This is a genomic window from Proteiniphilum sp. LBM24028 (genome assembly GCF_056629195.1).
The window spans coordinates 3024215-3050626 of record NZ_CM152817.1 but is presented as its reverse complement, the minus strand read 5'-3'; the positions used below and the strand labels follow the sequence as shown (position 1 = coordinate 3050626).

The window sequence follows — 26412 nt, the reverse complement described above, 5'->3', positions numbered from 1 at the left end:
ATTTGATGAAGTACCTACAATTTATATTACTGCTGACTCTCTTCACTCCTTTTGTCATCTATGCACAACAAGGTGGTAGATCGAAGGAGGTTACCTCATATACAAAAGAAGGGAATAGGGTTGTGTTTAACACGGAAGATGGATCGAGGCTGTCACTGGACTTTCTCAACAACTCCGTCGTAAAAATATGGTTCGATCCCCATGGCACATTTGTTCGCAAAAATAAATCGTTTGCAGTAATCAATGAGGACCTCGAAAATATGGAGAAGATAGCGGTGAACGACGAACCATCATCCTACGAGATATACACTTCCAGGCTCCGTATCAGGATGAACAAGAGCCCGATGCAACTACAGATTTTTGATAAATGGCAAAAACTGTTGTTCAGTGATTATAAGGAGATCGGTCACGTGTCTGACTCCACGGCGAAGAAAGCTTACAAGGTATTGCGAGACGACGAACAGTTTTTCGGCTTGGGAGAAAAGGCCGGGCCTCTCAATCGACGCGGACGGGAATACAAGATGTGGAACAGCGACCGCCCCTGCTACAGTGTAAACGAGGATCCGCTATATAAAAGCATACCCTTCTTTATGAGTAGTTACCAATATGGGATTTTCCTTGATAATACTTATAAAACAGAATTTAAATTTGGTACAGAGTCCAATGAATATTATTCGTTTGAGGCACCAGACGGAGCATTTGTCTATTACTTTATTTTCGGGAAAGATTATAAGGATATCCAGAGTCAGTATATCTCCCTGACAGGGAAACCTATTATGCCGCCTAAGTGGGCGTTTGGCTTCTCGCAAAGTCGTGGTCTTTACACGAAAGAAGCGCAGGCACTGGAGGTGGCTGCCGAATTCCGTAAGCGTCAAATTCCATGCGATATAATCTATCAGGATATCGGTTGGACACAATATTTGCAGAATTTTGAATGGAGAGAGGGAAATTACAACAATCCGAAGCAAATGCTCTCTACTTTAAATGAGCAAGGTTTTAAAGTGATTCTTTCACAGGATCCGGTGATCTCTCAAGCAAATAGGAAACAGTGGGCAGAAGCCGACAGTCTCGGTTATTTCGTAAAGGATTCCCGAACAGGGAAAGCGTATGATATGCCCTGGCCATGGGGAGGTAACTGTGGGGTGGTGGATTTTACCATTCCGGAGGTGGCCGACTGGTGGGGTGAGTACCAGCAGAAACCATTAAATGATGGAGCTGCCGGATTCTGGACAGATATGGGCGAACCGGCATGGAGCAATGAGGAGGACATTGATCGACTTCATATGCGGCACCATATCGGTATGCACGGTGAGATTCACAATGTGTACGGACTGACCTGGGACAAGGTGGTAAAAGAGCAGTTTGAAAAGAGGAACCCGGGCAAACGGATATTCCAGATGACGCGTGCAGCTTATGCCGGACTCCAGCGCTATACGTTTGGCTGGAGTGGTGACAGCGGCAATGGCAATGATCTCCTCGAAGGGTGGGGGCAACTACGGAACCAGGTGGCGATCGGTATCTCTGCCGGATTGGGAGGTATTCCGTTCTGGACAACAGATATTTCCGGTTATTGTGGTGATATTACCGATTACCCGGCGATGGCAGAACTCTACACCCGGTGGATGCAGTTTGGCATTTTTAATCCATTGAGCCGTGCTCATCACGAAGGTGATAATGCGGTAGAACCTTGGATGTTTGGAGAAACAGCTGAGAAAAACAGTAAAGCTGCCATCGAATTGAAATATCAGCTCTTTCCTTACCTGTACACTTATGCCCGGAAGGCGCATGATACAGGATTGCCTATTATGAGGGGGCTGTTTATGGAATATCCCTACGACGAAGTGGCACTGAAAGTTGAAGATCAGTTTATGTTTGGTGAGGAACTGCTTGTAGCACCGGTGTTGAAAAAGGGAGAAAGGGTAAAGCGTCTCTATCTGCCCGAAGGGGAATGGATTGATTTTAACGACAAAAAAACCGTTTATTTGGGTGGACAGCAAATTGCTTATCGTGCATCTTTAAATGTGATTCCCATTTTTGTAAGGAAAGGCTCCATCGTCCCGATGATGCCGGTAATGCAATATATCCACGAAAAGAAAGACTATCCGTTGTTTATTCATATTTTTCCCGACTATGAAGATGAAACGGCAGAATTCGAACTCTATGAAGATGAGGGAGAGAACCTCGAGTATCTCGATAACATCGCTTCAAGAACGCGGTTTACCTGTACTACTCTGTCCGACGGATACCGTACGGAAATTGTACCGTCGGATAATGGATTCAAACAATCGGACAAAAGGAACATGATCCTGGCTTATCATCTCGATAAAATGCCTGTTTCGGTCACCGTGAATGGTAAAACAGCCAAAAAAACGGATGAAGCTTCTATTTACCGCACAGCGGAGAACGATGTTTCATCTATAGCATGGTGGTGGAGCGAGGAGTCGAATGAGTGTCGAGTGAAAATACCCGATCATAGAAAAAAGATAACCATATTAATTAATTAAAAGCATATAAAAGAATCCATTGTAACCAAGACTTATGAATAAGGAACTTATAGACAAATGAAGGTCCGGTTTTTTGTCTTGGTTCTCATGTCTTAATTTTAATCATATGAGGAAAATATTTATACTATTATACTTTTGCCTGATTGCCGGCATCATAGCGGCACAGAATCTGAGATCACCAAACGGTGATCTGGAGATGAATTTCTTTGTCGATCAACAAGGAACGCCGGTGTATACCTTAAAATATAATGGGAAAACGGTGATCAATCCAAGTAAATTGGGCCTTGAGCTGATTGGAAGCGACAAGGTGGAGTTCGGTTCTGAAATTAATCGTAAAAAAGATCCCAAAACATCTTTGTACGACGGATTCAATGTAGCTGAGGTACAATACAGTTCATTCGATGAGATATGGGAGCCCGTATGGGGTGAAACGAAAGAGATCCGCAACCGATACAACGAGATGGCGGTAACACTCAACCAGAAGGATACTGATCGCGATATGGTGATCCGTTTTCGTCTGTTTGACGACGGACTTGGGTTTCGGTATGAATTTCCGCAGCAGAAGAATCTGGTTTACTTTGTCGTCAAAGAAGAGTTGACCCAGTTTGCTATGACCGGAGATCATACCGCTTACTGGATTCCGGGCGACTATGATACCCAGGAATATGATTATAATATTTCCAAATTATCGGAGATCAGAGGCCTCAATGAAGGAGGTAGACAGGGAAACCTCTCTCAGACTGGATTTTCTGATACAGGCGTACAAACTGCATTGCAGATGAAAACAGCCGAGGGCATTTACATCAACCTACACGAAGCAGCCTTGATTAACTATGGAGCCATGCACCTGAATCTGGATGACCATGATTTTATCTTTCAATCCTGGATCACACCCGATGCCAATGGAGCAAAAGGTTATTTACAAACTCCCTGCACAATACCTTGGCGTACGATTATCGTAAGTGACGATGCACGTGATATCCTGGCATCCAATATTACATTAAACCTCAATGAACCTTCGAAGATTGATGATACTTCCTGGATTAAACCCATGAAGTATGTCGGCGTATGGTGGGAAATGATTACCGGAAAAAGCGACTGGTCATATACGCATGATCTGCCGAGTATTCAGATAGGTGTTACGGATTATTCCACGGTGAAACCTCACGGACGACACGGAGCCACCACAGCCAATGTAAAAAGATATATCGATTTTGCGGCAAAGCATGGGATGGATGGTGTACTTGTGGAAGGGTGGAACATTGGCTGGGAGGATTGGTTCGGTAATTCGAAAGATTTTGTCTTCGATTTTCAAACGCCCTATCCTGATTTCGATATGGAGGAAATACACCGTTATGCGAAAAACAAGAACGTAGCAATGATCATGCACCATGAAACATCATCTTCGGTGCGAAACTATGAACGCCATCTCGATAAGGCATATCAATTGATGAACAGGTATGATTATCCTGCCGTGAAGAGCGGTTATGTGGGGGATATTATTCCTCGTGGTGAGAACCATTATAGTCAGTGGATCAACAACCATTACCAGTATGCGATAGAGAAGGCGGCGGAATATAAGATCATGGTCAATGCCCATGAGGCTGTACGTCCCACCGGTATTTCACGTACCTGGCCCAACCTGATCGCCAACGAATCGGCACGAGGTACAGAATATCAGGCTTTCGGAGGTAGCAAGCCGAGTCACGTAACAGTACTGCCTTTCACGCGTCTTATCGGCGGACCGATGGATTATACCCCGGGTATTTTCGAAATGGATATTTCTAAAATCAATCCCAATAATCAGTCGCACTGCAATTCTACCATCGCCAATCAGCTGGCATTGTACGTGACAATGAGTAGTCCATTGCAGATGGCTGCCGATCTTCCGGAGAATTACGAGCGTTTTCCCGATGCATTCCAGTTCATCAAAGATGTGGCATTGGATTGGGATGAAAGCTTATACCTCGAAGCAGAGCCGGGAGCATACATTACTGTTGCCCGAAAAGAGAAAGGAACAAATAACTGGTTCGTCGGCAATACCACGGGGAATAGCAAGTTTACTTCTAAAATCTCATTCGATTTTTTGGATCCCGGCAAACAATATATTGCTACGATATATGCTGATGCAAAGGATGCTAACTATAAGACCAATCCACAGGCTTACACTATCCGCAAGGTAGTCGTAACTGATAAATCCGAACTGAGACAGCAAACGGTAGCTGGAGGTGGTTTTGCTATTAGCCTGTTTCCGGTAAAGGATAAAGTGCAGGTCAAAGGATTAAAGAAACTGTAAATTGTGAAAAAAGCGGGGTTTACATTAAAGCACCCCGCTTTTTGCTATCTTACTGCCTCGACAGTATATCCCAACTTTCTCAGACCTTCAATTAAACCCTCCTCTCCTGGTAGATGCAGGCATCCCACAGCAATGAATGATGGCTTTTCAGCCATAATTTGGGGTAGTTTTTTGAGCCATTTCTCGTTCCGGTCTTTATTCAGTCTGTTTTTCTCCTCTTCGGTAGAGGGACAGGGATCGTTGATTATCTCTTTTTCAGACAGTTCCCGCAAGGCATGGATATCCTGCGCATGATATGCAACCTGAAGCTCATCCATCTGCTCTTTCAGCAATTCCGGATGTTTCACCATGCAGGTCAATAACTCGGCCTGGCGCTCCAACGTTTGAGAGTTCAGTAAAACTTCTATCTGATCTTCTGTTGTCTCCAGTCCAATAACCGTGCGGTTGCGTTTTAATGCTTCCTCCTGGAAATACTGGTCGAGACTTGTTCCGGATGAAAGAGAAGGATAATACTGCTGGTATAGAGTGACCGAAATCAGATTTGAGAGAAGTGCCGGTTTGAGGTTGCCCACTTGTCCCAATCCCACACCCAGTAGCCGGGTAAGGGTACTGTCGAGCAGTGCGACCTCTTCCGGTGATACCAGCGATTCGTATGTGATCCCGACAGGCAGGGTGGATTCACCCATGATTTCCATCTGCATCCTGGACATATTACTCATGTCCAACTCTCCCACAGTCTGTACTGTGCTATCAAAGGCATTCCATACTCCTGGAACGGAATCAAGAAAGGAGAGAGGTACCAGATGATGTGTACCAAAGATAAAGGAGGGTTGTTTAAGACCGTTTCCGGATATCTTCCACAATAAAGAGTTGGTGCCCCGTGTGGAGGCACCAATGCAGGAAAGCAACAATAAAAATGTTGCCAGTGAGAGTATCTTTCTTTTCACTTGAAATATTAATTCACTAGAATGTTAAAGAATCTCTCCCAATTAAGGATTTACGGAAGTGTCTATTGGGGTATAGCTCCTTTGTGCCAGTTCCTTATCCATTGTGTAGATACCAAATCCGTTACTGCCAATCAGTTTCAGACTGTCAATCAATGCCTGGGCTGTTTCCTCTTCTTCCACCTGTTCATTCACAAACCATTGTAGCATGTTCTCAGAGGCATAATCATTTTCTCTGCGTGCAATTGAAACCAGATTGTTAATGAGCGAAGTGACAATTTTTTCATGCTCCAGTGTCACTTCGAATGCCTTTAACAGAGATTCCCAGGATGTATCCACTTTGTCAATGGGCTTGAGCTCCACACTATTACCCTTTGCAATAAGATAATTCATGAGTTTAAGCGCATGATCCTGTTCTTCCTGAAACTGCACTTTGAACCAGTTGGCAAAACCCGGAAGACCTTTGTGTGAAAAATGAGCCGACATTGAAAGATAGAGATAGGCAGACCAAAATTCGGCATTAATCTGCTTGTTAATAGCAGCTTCTAATTCTTTACTTACCATAATTTTTTATTTTTTATTTGTTTATCAATTATATGTGTCCAATAATGTTAAAACGTTCTCAAATCAAAAATGTTTAGATAAAGATGACTGAACTTGCAGCTTTGGTCAAAAAAAAAGAGTTGTTCCTGACTATTTAAATTAATTGCTATCTTTGCAGTTGGTTTCTTGAAAAATTGATTCTTCTTACTCTGTTTTGGGAAGAAGCTTATTTTTAATTTCCTTTAGATGAATCTTTTAGAAGAAAAAATGATGAAATATGATGCTCCGCAGCGTGCAAAAGCTGCCGGCATCTACCCCTACTTTCGGGCTATTGAAAGTGATCAGGACACCGAAGTACTTATTAACGGGAAGAGAGTTTTGATGTTCGGTTCAAATGCATACCTGGGACTGACCAATCACCCGAAGGTAAAGGAAGCTGCTGTGGCTGCTACCAAAAAATATGGTACAGGAATGGCTGGTTCCCGTTTTTTGAATGGTACCCTCGACATCCACCTGGAGCTGGAAAGAAAACTTGCCAACTTTATGGATAAAGATGAGGCTGTTGTATTCTCAACAGGATTCAGTGTAAATGAAGGAGTTTTGGGATGCCTCACAGGAAGGGATGAGTATATCATCTGGGATGAGAGAGACCATGCATCCATTATTGAAGGAATCCGGACATCTTTCTCCACCAAATACAAGTTTCGGCATAATGACATGGATTCTCTGGAGAAACAACTCAAACGTTGTGATTCCAGAAAAGTAAAGCTGATTATTGTTGATGGTGTTTTCAGCATGGAAGGAGACCTGGCCAATCTACCGGAGATCGTAAAGCTGGCACGCAAATACAATGCCAATATTATGGTAGATGAGGCACATAGCCTGGGCGTGCTGGGTAAAAAATACAGCGGCCGAGGAGTCTGTGATCACTTCGGTGTGCTTGGTGATGTGGATTTGGTGATGGGGACTTTCAGCAAATCACTCGCTTCCATTGGCGGATTTGTCGCTGGTTCATATCCGGTGATCAACTTTTTACGCCACAATGCAAGAACCAATATTTTTAGTGCCAGCATCACTCCTGCTGCCACAGCTGCCGCTTCAGCGGCACTCGATATACTCAAATCAGAGCCGGAACGCGTAAAACGGTTGTGGGAACTCACCGAATATGCCATCAATCAGTTCCGGGAAAGAGGGTTTGAGTTGGGCCCCACTTCTACGCCTATCCTGCCGCTCTATGTAAGGGACAATGATAAAACCTTTCTAATTACCAAAATGCTTTTCGAAGAGGGTATCTTCGTCAATCCGGTTGTGCCTCCTGCCGTTTCATCCAGCGATACGCTGATTCGTTATTCGCTGATGGCTACGCACACCATTGAGCAGATCGATCACTCTATTGAACGTATTACGGCAGTCTTTAAGAAGGCAGGTGTTCTGTAACGGATATACGCACCTCATATCTCAGATCTGGAAAAGTTCAGTATGCAGGAACAGGGAAAATATTGAATTCTGCTCATTTGGCTTAACGAAATAGTGTCAGGCTTTACAACAGTTTTATTTTTTTCTTAGATTTGCGTAATAGTGACTCTTATGGAGAAGAAAAGTGAGAAACTGATGCGCTGGTTCGATCTGCGCAGCGAAATGGAAGGTTACGATGCCATTCACGAGAACATCGAACAGGGAATTGTTTTCAAGGGCACAAACCTTTGGATCTTGGTTTTTGCCATAGTAGTGGCTTCTGTGGGGCTCAATATGAACTCCACGGCGGTGATTATAGGTGCCATGCTTATCTCCCCGCTGATGGGACCTATTAATGGCATGGGATATAGTCTGGCTACTTACGATTTTCAATTGTTGCGCCGTTCGCTTAAAAATTTCTCTTTCGCTGTTGGGATCAGCCTCATTACCTCTGCCTTTTACTTCCTTCTCTCTCCAATTAACGAAGCCCACTCTGAACTGCTTGCCCGTACCAGTCCTACCATATACGACGTGATCATTGCTCTTTTTGGAGGGCTGGCTGGTATTGTGGCTATGAGTAGCCGTTTAAAGGGGAATGTGATTCCCGGTGTGGCTATCGCCACCGCGCTGATGCCGCCCATCTGCACGGCAGGTTACGGACTGGCAACGTTACAGTTTAACTTCTTCTTTGGAGCGCTTTATCTTTTCACCATAAACACTGTTTTTATTGCTTTTGCCGCACTTATTGTCTGCCAGCTGTTGAGGTTTCCTATCCGGTCTATCGTTGATCCTGCCCGAAAAAAGCATGTAAACCGGGTTATCTCGATAGTCATTCTTCTTACACTTATACCCAGCATCATTTTTGGTGTGAACCTGGTGAAGAACGAGGAGTTTACTCGAAATGCCGAAAGCTTTATCAGTGAGGTAACATTGTTGGGAGGTAATTATCTTCAGGATAAACAGATTAATCCCTCCGGTCGATCAATAGGGCTACTCTACGCTGGTTATGGTCTGGGTGATACCACGATCACGGAGGTATGGGAAAAAGCACTGAATTACGGTCTCGATACATCCCGGATAGTGATTCGTCAGGGATTTGATGTAAATCTGATACAGGAGAATGTAAAAAAGTACCAAACGGAATCGGAACGTCTCAGCAGTCAGCTGGCAGCTACTACCTTTGCCCTGAAGCAGGCCGTGGGGAGAGGTGACAGCATTCGCAACATCCCACTGTTTGGGGAGAAGATCCTGGGTGAAATTAAACCTCTCTATCCGCAAATACGTTCCTGCTCTTATTCGGAAACGTATCTTTTTACTCTGACCAATGACACTACACGCCGTTCGGAGATGATTCCAGTCGTGATCTTCACCGTTCCCCGCAACAGTCTGCGCACCCCGGACAGAAGCAAAATTGAAGAGTGGTTGAAAAACCGACTTGGCAACCCTCGTGCGAAGATGGTGATCGATGAGTCCTGATGCCCGCGAGAGACAGATACGGAATTATGCGAAATTCTTTCCCGGGAAAAGTGACTACTGATTGTAAATTTTAATACAGGGTAAACTATTCCGTCCTTTTTGCTGTTATAGTTTAAAATCATTACTTTATTGCGGCATGTTTTTGTAAAAAGGCCGGAGCTGTTTCTTTACAGGACACCCGTTACCGGACGTTTACATAAAGCCTTCACCTGAAAATTAACATCATATGAACAACCTGGAAACATCCTACATGGGTATTAGGCTCGGCAGTCCGGTCATTCTCGGTGCCTGTGATCTCTCTTCCGACCTCGACATGCTGAAAAAAGCAGAAGAACAGGGCGCAGGTGCTGTAGTGTATAAAACCCTCTTCGAGGAGCAGATACAGATGGAGAACCTGTATCACGACGAGAAAGTGAGTCAGTACGACGATATTCATGCGGAGATGATTACCCTCCACCCCGACATTGACCGTTCAGAGATTGAATATTATCTGGTAAAACTACGTCAGATAAAAGAAAGTCTTTCTATTCCGGTTATTGCCAGCCTCAACTGCGTGAACGAGTCGAGTTGGATACGGTACGCCGGAATGATCGAAGAGGCCGGAGTGGATGGCATTGAGCTGAACCTGTATCAGATTCCGGTAAATTTTGATATTGATGCAACCAGTATTGAACAACAACAGGCTGGTATTGTAGCTGCCGTCAAACAACAACTTTCAATTCCGGTAAGTGTGAAACTGAGTTCAGACTATACCAATATCCTGCATTTTGCTACACGGCTTGATGAGAAGGGCATTGACGGTATGGTGCTTTTCAACGCATTCTTCCAGCCCGACGTGGATATCTGGCATGAAAATCACAGGAGAGCATTCAACCTGACCCACAAAGGTGAATATAAAAAGTCGCTCCGCTATGCCGGAATGCTCTACGGACGTGTCAAAGCCGATGTATGTAGCAGTCGCGGTATTTATGACGGTGACGATGTGATCAAGGTGCTTCTGTCCGGTGCTTCATGCGTGCAGGTTGTGAGCGCAGTATACCGGCACGGATTGGAACGGATAGGTGAGATAAACCGGAGCATCACCGACTGGATGCAACGCAAAGGATATGATCAGATTGATCAGTTCAGGGGTAAGCTTTCCGACAGTTCACTAAACAAAAATAATACCCTGCTTATTTACAGGAGAGCACAGTATATTGACATGCTGATGCACTCCGACAAACTGCTTGAGGATCTGAAGTGGTAAACATTTCCAACAGATGTTTCATTTCAAATTGGGTAGCTTTACTCTGCTGTTCATTGAGCTGGATTATCTGCAAATGCACATTTTTCAGATCTATAAATTTTAGATTGTACAGACAGTGCCTGCGCTTCAATATCGTGGATTGAGCACGATGATCTTCCCCAATTTTTCGTTCCAGAGTTTACGCACTTTTTCAGCGATACCATCTATACCATAGTCGTCGAGGTACACCGAGTAACTGTATGGGGTGATTTTTTCGTTGTCATAACTGTATTGTACGACAGGCTGCAAACCTTCCATATTTCCGCCGTAAGGACTTAAACTGAAAGCAGAGCTGCCGCGGTAGCTGGTTACAACAATAGAGGGACCTGACAAAACATCTCCGGTAAAATCATTCCGCACGGGATATACACGGAGCATATTGTTGGGTAGATGTACTGTGGGATAAGCAGGCACCAGAAGATGGCTGATATTACCCATATAGGGATTACCGTAGTCTAAGGGGTCACTCGCGGTTACACTTAACTGTTGCCTGCATCCTATAAGAAAAAAGAGAAGGCTACAATTATTTTTGTAGAGATCGAGAAATATTCAAAATTTTGATTTACAGGTCCTCCGCCTCGTGCAACAGATCACGCACGTTGAGAGCTTTGGTGAACATGTTTAATGAGCCGTCGGCCTCGACCGGCCACTCATCCTTAGGCTTATCCCAGTAAAGTTCTACGCCATTGCCGTCTGGGTCGTTCAGGTAGATCGCTTCAGACACGCCGTGGTCGCTCGCTCCACTGAGCGGGTAATCAGCCTCGAGTAGCCGCTTCAGGATTAACGCCAGGTCGCGACGGGTGGGATAGGCGATAGCGGTATGGTAGAGTCCCACACTCTTCAGTGGTGCCTCGGACATTCCCTCGCTGTGCCAGGTGTTCAGTCCGATATGGTGGTGATATCCGCCGGCGGAGAGGAAGGCTGCCTGCTTACCGTACATCATGGTGACCTCAAAGCCCAGTAGATCATGATAAAATGAAAGGGCACGATTCAGATCCGACACCTTTAGGTGAATATGTCCGATACGTACCTGTGATGGTATAACATATTTGCTCATAGGATATAATTTTTTCTTTTATTTCCATTCTCTTGACAATTTCATCGCCTTCACTTTTTTGATTTTTGTATCTGCCAAAAAATTTTGATATGCCGCAGTCTCTATTCCATAAATGGCCACTTTTCCCTCACTATTGCAATGGATACCATATCCATAGCTCTTGGCTAGTGGTGATGCGCGAAAGCAGGGCTGTCCCGTGGAAAAGAATTGTTTCCGCGCCTGTTCCTGTTCTTCCCTGGGTATATTGTTCCTCTCTGCATATACACGAAAGAGGATTTCGTCGGAATTGTACTTGTAGGGATTTTCAATAATCAGTTCATACTCTATTTCTGCTACTGTCTTCTTATCTCTGGAAGGAGGGGGAGTTCCCTCCCTGACTTTTGTATCTAAAGAAACTTCGATAAATGTATCAAAATAGTTGGTAGTATGCATATTGATCTTCTGGATTGATTACAATTGATTCGATTAAAGATATAACAAACTTGACCACGAAAAGGATCATTCTCGGGCGTCGCAAATTCTGATCTCTTATCATTGATATTGCAAATCCAAACCAAGCTACGATATATGTTGTCTCTTGTTTTTATTTCATCGGATTCACTTGCTGGTTGTTATAAATTTTTATATCTTTGTTTATCAACCAAATAGTTTTGTAAAGAAAAGTTTATGAAGAGAAAAGTGTTATTTTTTGGATTGGCGGCGATGCTGATGTCGGTATCCTGTGTGCGCCCTCAAAGTGAGGAAAGTCAGCCGGCAGAGGTGCCTGCTGATAGTGCAAGGACGGTTGAGTTCCGTGATTTTGGTCCCGAGCCGCTTGTGATTGACATTGAGCAGTATACCCTGCAGAATGAAACCTTCCGCACCGCCATATGGACCGGCAGCCTGATGCAGATGACGGTAATGACCCTGCAGCCGGGTGAGGATATCGGGTTGGAACTGCATACCACTACCGATCAGTTCCTCCGAGTGGAACAAGGGAGCGGTATTGTGATGATGGGTGACAGTGAAGAGAACCTCGACTTTCAACAGCGGGTAGAGGATGATTTTGCAATTTTTATTCCGGCAGGCAAGTGGCATAACTTACGCAATGATTCCGATGTGCCGCTGAAGCTTTATTCTATCTATACACCTGTGGAACATCCGCATGGTACCGTGCACAAAACCCGTGAAGAGGGAATTTTACACGATCACGACCATTAAATAAAATGAGGTTGTTTCAAGATTTAGTTCACTACAACTCTCTTGTCAAATATACACTTATTTGTAAGAATATCACTATTAACCGACAAAACCTAAATCTCGTCGATATTATTTTGCAATTATTTGATATTTATTTCATTATAATTTTATTTGCTGTTTTCAAAAAACCTACCCCCCCGTTAAAACAACGACAGTTGTATGCCCGTAGGACTTTTGTTCCGGCTTTTTGCCCGTTTAGTATATGCCCGCCTGCCCTCGGTCACCACCCAAGCCAACTCCAAATGGCTTATCAAGTGTATCCTTATCAGCGCGGCAATCGTCGAGAACGCTTTCCCGCTTTCGTTAACCGCTTGGATGACTTGCAGCAGCAAGTGTGCTATCAGCGTGCACCAAACCTGCGTCTTTATCCCGTTCTCCGTGTCCGAGTAGAAGAAGCGTAATTGAAAGTTCTGCTTCAACTTTTGAAGGTCAGCTCGATAGTCCAACGATATTTATAAATCAAGGCGACTTCTTCGGGCGTTATCTCCCAATTGTTGGTGATGAACTTGTATCTCCTGTTCTTCTCGTCCTTGTAATGGACCAGCCGCAGGCAAAGCGTTTTGATCCGCTTGTCCTCCTTGTAATCCAAATGGATGTGCTCTACCTTGTAAACGCCAAACTCCTCTTTGGAGAGTTGCCTCTCGAACAAGACCTCCTGAACTTGCGCTTTGGCGTTGTCTTTCAATCGGCAAACAAAATTAACGCCTTCCCGTGTCCATTCGGCAAATTGCAGGTAGTAATTATATGCCTTGTCAAAGACCAGCATACTTCCTTTACCGGGATTCAAATGCGCCAGGAACTTCTTGTCATGCATCTTCGCCTCGCTGATCTTGGCGAAAATTGCAGTTTCAGTGTGTACGTCGGTCAGCATATGCACTTTCAGTCCGCCTTTTTTCTTGCCGTCATCCTTGGGGTTGCGACCCACACCTTTCATCACTTGTGAGAAAAGGCTCACAGTGGTGGAGTCGAACGCGTAAAACTCCTCAAAACTGACATCTTTTTTCCGGCTGACCGACAAAAGCGGACGAAAATAAGCGATCAGGGAGAAATAATACAGCCTGAAAAGCTCCTCGTCTCGGTCGCGCAAAGCGTCACCGGCCATGCTCTTTGCGGGAGCCACATCCATGCCCAGATGGTTCAGCTTACCGCCCAGAGCCCGCATCCCGTCGCAGACCTCACCCATGGAGTCGCAGCGTGAGAAAATGCCGAAAAGCATCACTATGAGCTGTTCCCATGAAAAAAATGTTTTGTAGTAACGGTCGCTACCGTACTTCGCCACCAAAAGGTCAAATTCATCTCTTGGCAACATTTTTATGATTTGTTTCAAAAGAGGCTGACCGACTAATTTTTTTGAATTATCTTTGCCCATGGTTGGAAATTTAGTTTTTGTCAATTCCAAATTTACAACTTAGGGACGAGACTTCGGTTAAGTCCCTATTTTTTCTTCATCATCTTCTTTTTTTAGTCGGTCAGTAGTGCTTAACAATGGTAGTTAAGAGACTCTGTTAATAATGTTAATTTGAATCTCTGTTATTCTATCATTGCGCGATACTTATTAACGGTTGCTCCCATACCATCTACAAATCCGATTTTAGTACGATCACCACCCACATTGAATTTAACGTATTGATCATAATAGAGTGTGGCGCAATCCCCGTTATTTTCTTTCAGTTGGCGATACTCATTCCATGAGTGATCGTATTTTTCGAGTGCGAGTTTAATTGCTGTTTTATCATATATACCTGTTTGCTCACCCTGATATCCTTTAAGCATGACAATCCAGCCTTGTTCCATAATTCTGTGAAGCCAAAGTCCATATAGAGAAGAGGTTTTGATATACTGTTCGATGGCTTTGTCGTTGCATTGTATCTTTTCGGATAATTCTACTATATCCTCCCAAAGTGCTACGGAAAGTTTCATTTCGTACAATGACTCGTCGACTATGTTTTTCTTTAAGATTTCATCGAAGATTCTTTTTAACTGGTTGATTCCTCCCAGATAATGGTCGCGTGTCCAGGTCACATTGACGGAGTGCAGGAGTGAACCTCTTCCCCGGATAATAGCATCAGGGGTCAGCATACACAGACGGCGGAAGAATGGGAGAGTCTCTTGGGATATACCAATTTTCAGTGCATATTCATTGAAAATATCTTCTTCTGTGCGGTTAGGATTCAGGGCCCATTGGCTCATCACGTAGGTATTGAGGTCACACCAAAGTTCATTGGAGATGTAAGGACCGTACCAGCCTCCACCTCTCGACCAGGTCCATACGCCATAGAACAATGGATTATCTTTCACATCGTTCAGGCAACGGGGAGAAGCATCCTGCTTTGTCTCTTCAAAACCATTGATTACGGCATTTGCCACATAGTTCGGATAAGCTCCTTTTCCTTCATACTCACGCTGGCATTGTACCTCCACTACTTGTTTGTGCTTGCCCAGTGTGATTGTTTTGTTGAAATGGAAAGTCCGGAAATAGTCTCCATTGGTATGCTTGATAGCCATATAGAGATTGGGATGTGGTGCTACTTGTTCGGTAACGGCTAAGTAATAATCCGGGCGGACATGGAAGAAACCAAAATCCCACGTACGGTATATAATCTTCTTATTTCTTTTTACACATACCTCTTCTCTGAGCAGATTCATTAGCCGGGCATGTATCCCAATACTTTTATCATATCTGTTTTTATAGTCTACCGGGCCGTTTCCTATGTGATACGGAATGTTGTGGGTATAAGTCTCTCCGGTACGGATCACCAATCCGTCCATCTCCGGGAAACGCTCGAATAATTCTTTCAGCATGATCCGGTGAATCTCCCAAGTTTTGGGTTTCTCGAAAGATATTTTTCCATCCTCGTCACAAATCTCGTCTTTATAGAGTTCAACTAACTTTTGGGGTAATACAATGATATCAGTGAAATAGAACGCTTGTAAACCGTTCTCGTGGCACGTTTTGATCTGTGTTCTGATTTCTTTTGTCAGTGTTTCGATCCATGCTTTTTCTTCTGATCCTTTCGGAAAAATACGCTTGTCGAATTTTGAGAAACTGACGGCACATTGCGGGAACTTAAACTCATTGATAACCATGCCATTCATACCAAAAGAGGCTAACTTCTCCGGTTTGCGGAAAACACTCTTTGTCATGGCATCCCCGGGGTTGTGATGTACCATGTCCATTACCAGATATCCCTCTTTTTGAATTTGTTGTGCCAGGATAGGCAGAAACATACAGAGCCCTATCCCTCCTAATATCCACTTCTTCACAATTTTGATTTGTATTTATATTAATTGTGTCTTATTCTGTTGTAAAGTAAGGCATTGCATCGGCACCGGATGCCCATTGCTTGTTGGGAGTATTTCCCATGACGAAAGATAGAGTACCCCCTTTCAGTATGTCTTTATGCAGGATATAGCATTTGTTGTAAGGCTGTCCGTTCAAGGTTGCCGACTGGATATAGATGTTTTCCTCTGTATATCCTTTGGCCTCTACCTTGAATTTCTTTCCATTCTCCAGCGTGATGATACTCTCTTCAAAGCCCGGACTGCCAATGACGTAATAAGGCATACCGGGACATACCGGATAAAATCCAACCATACTGAACACTAACCATGCGGACATTTGTCCGGCATCGTCGTTACCGCTCAGCCCATCGGGCGTAGGATAATATTCTCTATTCAATATGTTGTGTACCCATTTCTGAGTTTTCCAGGCTTCACCAGCTAAAGCAAAAAGGTAGGGAATATGATGTCCCGGCTCATTGCCGTGCCAGTAGTAATCTTTTTCAAAGAAAGTGTCGAGACGTGTCCGGAAACGTTCTTTGCCGATATGTTTCATCAGTCCGTTCACATCGTGGGGAACATACCATGTGTAATGGTAAGGTGTTCCTTCGCATATATAATCTACAAATTTATCGAATTCAAAAGGTTCGATCCATTCTCCGTTTGCATAACGTCCGCGTGCATAACCGGTTTCCGGGTCGATCACGTTTTTATAGTTCATGGCTCTTTTCATTAATGTTCTGTAGTCATCTGTTTTTCCTAATTTCCTGGCTACTTGTGCCAGAACGAAGTCATCATAGGCGTATTCCAGTGTTCTGGATACTTGTTCTCTCTTATGGAATGCATCCCATACATTGTCTTCCAATGGGATATAGTTGTATTGAAGATAGGATTCCAGCCCCCGGCGTCCTTTACCTTCTACATAACTTTTTCGGTCTGTATTGACTTCAAATGCATTTTTATGCATGAGCCGATAGGCTTCCTCATAGTCGAATCCCGGAACCTCTTTCAGGATGGCATCCCCCATCATGGCTATTCCGTGATCGCCGATCATGGCTGCCGTATAATTATTCCATAGCGGAAAGATAGGTAGCCACCCGCCTTGTTGCCCTTTTACAATGAAAGATTTAGAAAAATCTCCTGTGAGGGACGGGCTAAGAATGGAGTAGAGAGGTAACACGGCTCTGTAGATATCCCACATGGAGAAATCGCAATAATAGGTGAAATCTTTGGCTTGATGGATGGTGTAGTTTTCGGAGAAACCGGGATAATAACCTTCCACATCACTGAAAGTACGGGGCAACATACGTGTATTGTAAAGAGCGGTATAAAATTGAGTCTTTTTCTTCTCATCGCTACTCTTTACAGCTATCTGGCTCAGTGCTTTCTCCCAATTAGCTGCCGACTGTTTCTTTACTTTATCGAAGTTCCATCCGGGAATCTCTGCTTCCAGATTTTTTCGGGCATTTTCAATACTGGTGAAAGAGGTGCCTACTTTTACCTGTATGCTGTTCCCTTTTTCAGGAGCGAGTTTAATCCAGGCCCCTACCCTGTTTTTGTTCCCTTTTATTTCTGTTTCTCCCGTTGTAATTTCATTGTCTTTCCATGTTCCGAAGGAGTCGAAGTCTTCTTCAAACCGGATGACGAAATATCCGCTGAATCCGGCACTCTTTCCACTTCCCTGATAGATTCTGTAGGCGGGATTATAGCCTGTTACTTCCCTGCTCTTTGTATCAATTTTTAAATACCCCTGTTGCTTGTCACTATTGGGTTCTATAATGATATAACGATCTTTATCCGATTGAAAACTAAAACGCATGATTCCTGTGTGAGACAAACCTGTAAGTTCGGCATGAATCAGGTAATCTTTCAGCATCACCTGATAATAGTAAGGCTTTGCCGTTTCTTCATCATGGCTAAATTGGGAAGCGCGCTCTCTGGCATTTGTTTTTAATTCACCGGTGACAGGCATTATTGTTACGCTGCCATAATCTTGTGTGCATGAGCCACTGATCCAATGGCTGGCACGGAATCCTTGTATTTCGTCGTGGTAATAATAATAAGGGGGATTGCATTTATGTTCTCCTTCCAGTGTTTGTGGTACCCAGTTGGTCATTCCGTTGGGGACACCGACTGCCGGCATGGTTTGTCCTTTCTCTTCTGAGGGTGCTTTGTCACCTCGTGCATGTCTTTGTATGTCTGTACCAATGAGGGGGTTAACGTAGTCTGCATATTTCTCATTCCGCGTCATAGAACAGCCGGATAGCAGTAGTGTACATAATAAACTTAAATATAATTTCATACCTATTTATTTGTTTTCCATTAATGCGAAAGCGCACCACAGTACGGGTGCCTGTCCATGATAATCTCCTGTTTTTTTGGGGCGGTCATAATAGTATTGCCGGTTATTTCTCTTATTGGTGCCCGAACATACCTCTGTTACATCTCCGTTTTCATTGATATAAGATACCAGTGATAGCCATGCTTTACGGACTGCAGGAGCATATTCCCGGGCTTTCAGCCAGCCTTGCTTTACGCCTGTGATCATGGCGTAGGTAAACATCGCCGTTCCGGAAGTCTCGTTCCAGCAATCGGGAGCGTCTATCAACTGGTTCCACATACCGTTTTCTGCCTGATATTGTTTTAAACTTTTCATCATATCGAGATACCCCTGTAGGATACGCGGACGATCCGGGTTGTCTTTGGGCAATACTTTCAAAAGTTCTGCCATACCTGCTGCCATCCATCCATTGCCTCTTCCCCAAAGGAAAGGGACATCCGGGGCATGATAAAACAGCCCGTTAGGACGTTGTAATTCGTCCAGGTAGACGGCCATTGAACGTGCGGTCCGGTCGATGTATTTCCGGTTGCCCGTTGCTCTGTAGGCTTGCGATTGCAAGATGGTTATCATATACATATCATCTATCCACAAGCGGGTTTGCCAGCTAAGTCCTTTGTCGGCCCACCTTTTTTCTTCGGCTGAGGCTTCCGCAGGTAGTTCCCATTGTGTATCGGCATAAGAAATTCCCAAATCCAGGTATTGTATCTTTTTTGTTATCTGATAGAGTTCCAGAGGAAGACATCCGAACATATTCAAATCGACATGATTTTTAATAGGCAGGAAATCTTTTTCTGCTGTACACAGATAGTCAAAACGCTCTTGTAACTGCCTGGATAACTCTTTGTTCTTGCTTTCGCTGGCAAAACGCACTGCTCCGTACCAGGTACATACTTCGGCATAATGTATCCATTTGCCACCATGTAGCATGTGTTTACCGGATAAGAAGCGGTTGGCAACCTTGATTCCTACCTCTTCCGGAGTGTAACCTTCGGGAAATTTCTTCAGCATCCTATTTTGCGCCACAGAGGTTGACGCAAATATAGTAAAGATAATGATATACAGGGCTTTTGTCGACATTTACTTTGATATATAAGAAATGAATGAGTTCAATAAAACGCAAATTAACACAAATTCGTGCAGATTAGAAAGACGGCTCTTCCGTTTATTTACTGTGCGGGGATTCGAGTTAATCTGCGTTTCAGTCAATCTTCGGTTTTGTATACTTCTTTATAATTATTCTTGATACGCTCCCCAGAATTTAAGTTCACTTAGCTGAATCTGAGCACTGGGTTCCCTGCATTCACGAATTACGAAACGGATGTAACGGAAAGGTTTATTAGCGTATTGCGGGTCCATTTCTACTTCAAAGCCAGCTTTTACAAATTCGATATCTTCATTCGTCAATAAATTGGGGTCTGTAGCTCCTGAGGGTAAAGTCAGTTTGAAATCTGCCAGTTTTTCCCAATCGTTCTTCCACTCATCCGTACCGTTTACTTCCGGCCATTCCGTCCAGTATTTCAGGTTATCTTCTTTACTTCCGTCTCCTATCTGGTTGAGAGGTTTGGGATTGTTGGTACCCCATACTTCGAAACTCGTCATTGTTTGTGCTGAGAAGATAGGGTTACGGCTTCTCATCCAATACCTGAGCCGGCTATAAGAGGCTTTTTTGCCCATATCAATGGTGAAGTAAATGGGCATTACTGTATATTCGGCTTCAGGCCAGTCGATAAAGTCGGATAACTTGTTGCCCTTGGTATGCCACCAGGTAGAATTATTCCAGGTGTTACCATCATGAATCAGGCGGAACTGACGGTTGGCAGCGGTTTCTTGTCCTACGATGTCACCCCTGTAAATGCAAGATTTATCGTCCCATCCCCATCTTTGCCAGATATCGCCACTTTGGTTACGTCCAACTATCTCTTCTTCAAATAAAGGAGTCAGTACGGTATCCAGCGGAGCTGAATAATTTCCCCATTTGTCTTTAATCTCGAAATAGAATTCCTGTTCCGCATTTTCCAATCCTCTGAACGCATATTTGCCCTCTTTGGCTTTACTGTAATAAGCATCATAGAATGCCATGTCACCTTTAGCATCTTTTCTATATAGAGTGATGGATATTTCATCCTCCTGTGTATTCTCCCATAACATATAAACTCCACCGAAGGTAGGATTCACTTTTAGTGATTTACGAATCATTTCTACCGGAGGAAGGAGAGGTTTGATTTGTACTTCTACAGGCTCGGAGAGATTCATACTTTTATCAATGGCAAATAGTTGCACGGTACGTTCGTTTACATCGGGAAATCCTTCCAGTGAAATCGTATTATTGTATGTAGATGAATATGCCTCTTTCAGGTCTTCTCCTTTTTTGTAGTAGTACACTGCTTTTACAGCCAGAAGATCGGGGTCATCAGGTAGTTTATAGGTGATTATTGCACCACCGTTTATATTTTCTACTGCTACGTTTGTTACACTTTTAGGAGGAATATTGTCTTTTTCATCCTGCCAGTCTTTTATTTCCGAACAGCTCCACATCAGAGAAGCCGTTAACAATATGTATGCTATATAATTTTTTTTCATTTTGTTTTATTGTTAAACTGTTACTAATCTGTTTACAATTACCAGTTTAAGTTTTGTACCAAGTTTTTGTTTCTTAATAAAACGCTTTGTTTGATTGGCCACAGGTAATCCTTCTTTGCATATTTCAATTGAAAGACAGTTTTCTCCTGATAGAAATCCTGTGCTGTTTCGCCCATAATATTCAGGCCACGTATCGGCTTATTGAGGTATGTTTCTGCCAGTTTCCATCGTTTTAGGTCCCAAAAGCGAACACCTTCGAAAGCCAGCTCGTTCATACGTTCCCTGCGTATAATTTCTCTCATTCCTTCTTTGTTTTTCGGTTTGTCCGGAGTCAGTGAATGTTTCTGCCAGCTTGTTACCACGCCTTCCAATCCGGTTCTTGCTCTCACTTTATCGATGTATTCGTATACATCCTGATCCGGGGTTGCTTTCCATTCATTCAATGCTTCAGCATACATTAAGTAAAGATCGGCCAGGCGTATAATGGGGAAAGCGTATCTGTGTTGGGTAAACTGGTCGCTATTATCAGGTACGGACGATAAGTAATGGATCATTTTCTTGCATAGGTAGCCGGTGCTGGAATGTCTGTCTGAAGGGGTATTACCTCCACTGATCTTCCCATACTTCAGTTGAGTAACCCAAAGGTTATTATCTGTCGTGATTCGGCTGTTACCATAGAATGTGCCGCCATCGAAAATGATTGAACCATAGAAACGGGCTTCTCTTTTGAAATGAAGATTGATTGTCTCAAATCCTTCCTGGATATACAGCTTATCACTGGCGGATGCTGTTTTTATTCCCATTGGATCTATTCCTACCCAGTCTTTATCTTCTTCGATAGGTACTCCATTTTCTGTATAAAACTGTTCGACTATTCTCAAAGGAGGAGCATAGCTTTTTCGTAAACCGCCTGTACCTTGTCCGCTCATGAAGAGGGGATGGCAGGCACGTTGCAGGTTGTCTGTATTTGAGTTGGAATCGCCCCAGATGATTTCTTTGTTCCATCTTTCTGTGGCAGCTCCTCTCACTTGCATGGCTAAGATGGTTTTCTCATTCAGTTTGCTTGCATAGTTTGTCTGCTTGAAGTCAAATAAATCATGACCGGCTTCATGTGCTACATCAATGGCGGTTTTGAGTGCATCTGCGGCTGTTTTCCACTTGTCTGCACTGTAACTTTGCGGGAAAAGATGAATTCCTCTGTTGTCGGTAATGTCCGCATAGTCGGGATTGCCATTGAAGAGCGGACTGGCAGCTAACGTAAGGAGTTGTGCTTTTACAGCCAGTGCCATCGGTTGGGTAGGTCTTCCCAGGTCATTCATCAGATCTTCTATCTGTAGCGGTAGATCACTGGCAGCTTCGTCCAGTAAGGATGCGATATAGCTCACTACTTCGTCTACCGGTTCCCGGTATCTTTGTACTTCTTCGGATGTGGAACTGATAGGCAGGTTTTCTTTAATTAATGGGATAGGTCCGTACATGCGGAAGAGCCAGAAATGATAGAATGCTTTTAAGAATTTTACTTCTGCAACCCATCTGGTCCGTTCTTCTTCTGTCAGATCATAAGGTTTGTGGATGTTTTCAAGAAAGATATTGCAATCGCTCAATGCTGTGAATATTGCTTTACCTCCTTTCAGATCATCGCCATTCTGTTTGCTGCCCCAATAGTTTGCCAAAGGAGCATTGGTACCCTGGTCACCACGGGCAATGTACCAAAGGCGAGGGCTCATGCCGGTTACAGGATCAATATACCATACTTCGTCTCCACCAAGAAGTGCCGGATTGGAACCGGCATCGGCAAATGAAGGGAGGAAGGAAAAGCAGCCATAAAGGAATCCTTCTGCTTCGTGCCGGTTTTTGAATGCATGATCTACTGTGGGGATATTGTCCGGAACTACATTTAAATATTCCTGACAGGATGCCAATGAAATGCAGAGTATCAGGATAAAGGTTTTAAAAATCGTCAGATATGTTTTCATAATGTATGTGTTTTTAGAATGAAAGATTGAGTCCTAAGTTAATAACGCGCTGGATAGGATAGCCTAACCCATTACCACCCATTTCTACATCCCAAAGTTTGAACTTACTGAATAATAGCAAGTTGGTACCGCTTGCATAGAAGCGGCAGGTAGCCAGCCTCATCTTGTTCGTAAAACTCTTGGGAAGTGTATAACCTATTTCCGCACTTTTAAAGCGAAGAAAACTACCGTCCTGCATAAATTGAGTACTGCGTTGGTTGTTGTTGGCAATAAGCGTGTTTGATAACCTTGGCCAGTATGCTTTGGGGTTCTGGGAGGTCAATGACCAATGGTCGTCTGCAATGAATTTGGCCAATCCGGTTTCAATCACTCTTCCGCTGGCAGTGGACTGATCGAATGGAGACATTTTATCAGCGTCTATCCAGAATGAGGAGCGGCCGGAGCCTTGAAAGAATACGGAGAGGTCGAAGTTCTTATATCCGAAGGAAAGTCCGAATCCGTAGTTGATTTCCGGTGTGGTAGGATACCCGATGGGTACCATATCTATTTCATTGATAACACCGTCATTGTTGATGTCTTTGTATTTGATGTCGCCTGGCAGATATTCACCGAAATCCTGCCGGGGAGAGTTCTGTACATCTGCATCATCAATGAAAAGTCTTTCGTCCACATATCCCCATTTTTGTGAGATAGGCATACCTATTTTGGATTTCCAGGGAATGGCACTAAAATCAGGTTCTTCATAGGCGCGGTAGGTAGATTTGGCATATGTAAAGTTGGCTCGTCCTACCATCCACAAGTCTTTATGGAAAGAGTGGTTGTAATCAATTGATATATCGACACCTTTGCCATTCGCTTCTCCCACATTTACATCCGGAGTAGCCCATAATCCCATTGAAGTGGATAAATCTTCTCTGGTCTGGAGAATGTTGGTACGGTGTTCTTTGAAAAAGTCTGCCATAATATCTACCTTTCCGTCAAACAGTCCGAGTTCAACACCGAGGTTTGTTTTGTAAGCTATTTCCCATCCGATCTCGGAGTTGGGATAATTACTGATTTTTACACCTTGACGGGTTCTTCCGTTAAATTCGTATCCGGTACTGAAGCTATCTCCGCCACCTATGGTTACTTGTGAAAGATAGAAGAAACGCTGCTTTCCGATTTCGTCATTACCTACCAGACCGTATGTGGCACGTAATTTGAGTTTGGATACAACTTTTTTCAGATTGTCTGTCCAAAAGTCTTCATTGGAGATAGACCATCCAAGTCCGAATGAAGGAAAAAATCCCCAGCGGTGGCCCTTGTCAAACTTCTCCGAGCCATTATATCCAAAGTTGAACTCTGCCATGTAACGGGAGTCGTATGCGTAGGTAAAACGTCCTGATAATCCCAGGTTTCTTTTTTGTAAAGACGCGGAAAGAGTAGAAGCATTACCTGTCAGCGAGTTACGCGCAATGGCTACTAACATACCACTTACTGCATTCTTTTTAAAATCGCGATTGTAAGTAAGAGAAGCTTCTCCATAGAATGAACTGGAAACCGTGTTCGTTCCCGGATTATAGCTGAGATATTCTGCACCAGTGTCCGGATTTAGTTCTGTCAGGGTATAACTATCTGTGAGTCTGTCATAGGTTGATTCATAGTAGAACGGGCTGTATGCTCTTGTCACATCAAAACCGGAAGTACGGGTTGTATTACCCAACAAGCGTCCTCCCAACCCTTTTACCCATTTTCCAAAATCCTGTTTCAATTCCATCTGGGCCATCATTACTGTTTTGCTTTCCTGCTTGTAACCCTTTACCAGTTCGGCATAGGGATTCATATATGACACACCCTCATTACCACCAAACAGGATATGTGTAGTACCGGCATAGGTTTTATCCGGTTCGAAATAAGCAGGAAAACGTACGGGGCTTACATTCAGAATATCCCTGTACATTTGGCTACCTCCTCTGATAGGACCCGAATAATCATCGAAAGTACCGTGTACACGAACGATTGCTTCAGTTGTTTTAGTTAGTTTGATGTTTATATTAGAACGGATCAGATACTTTTTCAGATCGATATTATTATTAAAGTTGTTGCGCTTGTCTACTTTCAGAATACCATTGTCCTGAGAAAAGGAACCTGCAATGTAATACCGGGCTACTTTGCCACCTCCCGAAATATTCAGATTGGCTCTTTGATTGATGGCTACGTTTTTGGTCAGCATCTTCATCCAGTCTACTGACGGATACGCATATTCATTTGTTCCGCGGATGGTATTATCGATTTTGCTGTTTGAGTAAGGTACCGGAGCCAGGGGATTTCGGGCGATTACCGCTTCGTTGGCAAGCCGCATATAAGTGATGGGGTCTGCCATCTCTATTTTCGTGGTGGGTGAAGAAGAGGAATTTTCTACACGGAAGGAGACTTTTACTTTTCCTTCTTTTCCTTCTTTGGTTGTAACGAGGATTACACCGTTTGCACCGCGAGCACCGTACAAAGCAGTTGCCGTAGCATCTTTCAGGATAGAGAAACTTTGAATATCGTCCGGATGTAGTCGTGACAGGTCATTGGAAGATACTTCCACATTGTCAATCAGGATAAGCGGGTCTACCTTTCCTGTGCCAAAAGAAGTTACACCACGGATAAAGAATTCTGCATTGTCCTGTCCCGGTTCACCACTCGTCTGATAAGAAATGACTCCGGCTATACGTCCTGCAAGGGCTGTTGTCAGATTACTGGAGGGAACTCTCAGGTCATTGACATGTACTGTCTGAATGGAGGAGATTACACTCTCCTTTTTTTGCTTTCCAAAAGCAACGATTGTTACTTCATCCAGCATATCTTCCTTTTCTTTCAGTGTTACATTGATAATCTTTTTATCTCCGACAGCAATTGTCTGGCTCGCCATTCCAAGATAAGAAAAAGTAAGTTTCTCATTCTTATTTACGTCGATAGTGTAAGTACCGTCAATATCTGTAATAGCTCCCCTGGGAGTACCTTCTACTACAACGGTAGCACCGGGTAACGTTTCGCCGTTTATATCTGTTACCACTCCTTTCACGGTAACCTTTTGTTGAGCGACGGCCTGAATATCCGGAGAAGCCATTTCCTCCTTTTTAGTAATAAATATTTGTTTGTCGTCTATCAGATAAGAATTATTGGTCTTTGCCAATACTTTGTCAAGAACTTTGTCTACTGTCTGGTTCTTGACTTTTAAGGATACTTTTCTATTGGAATCTACGTCTTCTTCTAAGTGAAAAATTACAAATTCACTGTTTCTTTCTATTTCTCTGAATACTTCTTTTAAAGTCGTGTTTTCAACATCTATAGAAATCAGTGTTGCCTGGGCATAGCTACTGTTTGCAAATGAGTCGATGATTATGCACGTGGTAGCTAAGAAAGTTATCAGACCGATTTTCATAAATTTATTTAAGCGGCATCTGTTTTTG

18 protein-coding genes and 1 pseudogene are annotated in these 26412 nt (G+C 43.6%); 7 read left to right on the top strand and 12 right to left on the bottom strand.

The genetic code is table 11. From position 1 onward, the window contains the following. Window positions 1-5: 5 nt before the first annotated feature. Both AC1HCU_RS12270 and AC1HCU_RS12265 read left to right on the top strand, forming a co-directional pair. Window positions 6-2504, top strand: coding sequence for a glycoside hydrolase family 31 protein (locus AC1HCU_RS12270; protein ID WP_480366354.1), 2499 nt, complete (start codon window positions 6-8; stop codon window positions 2502-2504). A gap of 106 nt (window positions 2505-2610) precedes the next feature. After that, window positions 2611-4800, top strand: coding sequence for a glycoside hydrolase family 97 protein (locus tag AC1HCU_RS12265; protein WP_480366352.1), 2190 nt, complete (start codon window positions 2611-2613; stop codon window positions 4798-4800). Between the two features lie 44 nt (window positions 4801-4844). Here the strand turns inward: AC1HCU_RS12265 and AC1HCU_RS12260 are convergent, their stop codons facing one another. Continuing rightward, window positions 4845-5747 (bottom strand): TraB/GumN family protein, encoded by a 903-nt coding sequence (locus tag AC1HCU_RS12260; protein ID WP_480366350.1) that lies wholly within the window; start codon window positions 5745-5747, stop codon window positions 4845-4847. 42 nt (window positions 5748-5789) lie between these two features. Further along, on the bottom strand, window positions 5790-6308 hold the full coding sequence (locus AC1HCU_RS12255) for a ferritin (protein WP_286861378.1): 519 nt from the start codon (window positions 6306-6308) through the stop codon (window positions 5790-5792). A gap of 225 nt (window positions 6309-6533) precedes the next feature. Here AC1HCU_RS12255 and spt point away from each other — a divergent pair, with 225 nt between their 5' ends. The 3 genes from spt (at window position 6534) to AC1HCU_RS12240 (ending at window position 10464) form a co-directional block, all read left to right on the top strand. After that, window positions 6534-7724 (top strand): serine palmitoyltransferase, encoded by a 1191-nt coding sequence (gene spt, locus AC1HCU_RS12250; RefSeq protein WP_286861379.1) that lies wholly within the window; start codon window positions 6534-6536, stop codon window positions 7722-7724. 150 nt (window positions 7725-7874) lie between these two features. Further along, complete coding sequence (locus AC1HCU_RS12245) at window positions 7875-9218, top strand: DUF389 domain-containing protein (RefSeq protein WP_286861381.1); 1344 nt, start codon at window positions 7875-7877, stop codon at window positions 9216-9218. A 226-nt stretch (window positions 9219-9444) separates the two neighbouring features. After that, on the top strand, window positions 9445-10464 hold the full coding sequence (locus AC1HCU_RS12240; RefSeq protein ID WP_480366348.1) for a dihydroorotate dehydrogenase-like protein: 1020 nt from the start codon (window positions 9445-9447) through the stop codon (window positions 10462-10464). Window positions 10465-10665: 201 nt separating this feature from the next. Here AC1HCU_RS12240 and AC1HCU_RS12235 read toward each other — a convergent pair. The 3 genes and pseudogenes from AC1HCU_RS12235 to AC1HCU_RS12225 all read right to left on the bottom strand — a co-directional run. Further along, a pseudogene (locus AC1HCU_RS12235) lies at window positions 10666-11004 on the bottom strand (glycoside hydrolase family 92 protein); the annotation flags it as partial. 61 nt (window positions 11005-11065) lie between these two features. After that, a complete protein-coding gene (locus AC1HCU_RS12230) occupies window positions 11066-11560 on the bottom strand; it encodes a VOC family protein (RefSeq protein ID WP_286861413.1) in 495 nt (164 codons plus the stop codon). 18 nt (window positions 11561-11578) lie between these two features. Then, on the bottom strand, window positions 11579-11992 hold the full coding sequence (locus tag AC1HCU_RS12225) for a DUF6157 family protein (protein ID WP_286861415.1): 414 nt from the start codon (window positions 11990-11992) through the stop codon (window positions 11579-11581). 234 nt (window positions 11993-12226) lie between these two features. On the opposite strand from AC1HCU_RS12225, the gene AC1HCU_RS12220 reads away from it, so the two are divergent. Beyond that, complete coding sequence (locus AC1HCU_RS12220; protein ID WP_286861418.1) at window positions 12227-12760, top strand: cupin domain-containing protein; 534 nt, start codon at window positions 12227-12229, stop codon at window positions 12758-12760. Window positions 12761-12771: 11 nt separating this feature from the next. Further along, a complete protein-coding gene (locus tag AC1HCU_RS12215; RefSeq protein WP_480366345.1) occupies window positions 12772-13200 on the top strand; it encodes a hypothetical protein in 429 nt (142 codons plus the stop codon). 14 nt (window positions 13201-13214) lie between these two features. Here AC1HCU_RS12215 and AC1HCU_RS12210 read toward each other — a convergent pair whose 3' ends face one another. The 7 genes from AC1HCU_RS12210 to AC1HCU_RS12180 form a co-directional block, all read right to left on the bottom strand. Beyond that, window positions 13215-14108 carry an IS4 family transposase gene (locus AC1HCU_RS12210; protein ID WP_480366343.1) on the bottom strand — a complete coding sequence of 298 codons (894 nt, stop codon included), beginning with the start codon at window positions 14106-14108 and terminating at the stop codon, window positions 13215-13217. A 221-nt stretch (window positions 14109-14329) separates the two neighbouring features. Further along, window positions 14330-16063 carry a hypothetical protein gene (locus AC1HCU_RS12205; RefSeq protein WP_480366341.1) on the bottom strand — a complete coding sequence of 578 codons (1734 nt, stop codon included), beginning with the start codon at window positions 16061-16063 and terminating at the stop codon, window positions 14330-14332. Window positions 16064-16094: 31 nt separating this feature from the next. Next, window positions 16095-18380 carry a GH92 family glycosyl hydrolase gene (locus AC1HCU_RS12200; protein WP_480366339.1) on the bottom strand — a complete coding sequence of 762 codons (2286 nt, stop codon included), beginning with the start codon at window positions 18378-18380 and terminating at the stop codon, window positions 16095-16097. A 6-nt stretch (window positions 18381-18386) separates the two neighbouring features. After that, window positions 18387-19496: a glycoside hydrolase family 88/105 protein gene (locus AC1HCU_RS12195; RefSeq protein WP_480366337.1), complete on the bottom strand. Its 1110-nt coding sequence runs from the start codon at window positions 19494-19496 to the stop codon at window positions 18387-18389. 156 nt (window positions 19497-19652) lie between these two features. Continuing rightward, the gene (locus AC1HCU_RS12190) at window positions 19653-20999 is read right to left on the bottom strand and encodes a DUF5126 domain-containing protein (RefSeq protein WP_480366335.1); all 1347 of its coding nucleotides are present in this window, start codon (window positions 20997-20999) and stop codon (window positions 19653-19655) included. Window positions 21000-21037: 38 nt separating this feature from the next. Next, window positions 21038-22975: a RagB/SusD family nutrient uptake outer membrane protein gene (locus AC1HCU_RS12185; RefSeq protein WP_480366333.1), complete on the bottom strand. Its 1938-nt coding sequence runs from the start codon at window positions 22973-22975 to the stop codon at window positions 21038-21040. 13 nt (window positions 22976-22988) lie between these two features. Beyond that, a complete protein-coding gene (locus AC1HCU_RS12180) occupies window positions 22989-26384 on the bottom strand; it encodes a TonB-dependent receptor (protein WP_480366331.1) in 3396 nt (1131 codons plus the stop codon). Window positions 26385-26412: the final 28 nt, after the last annotated feature.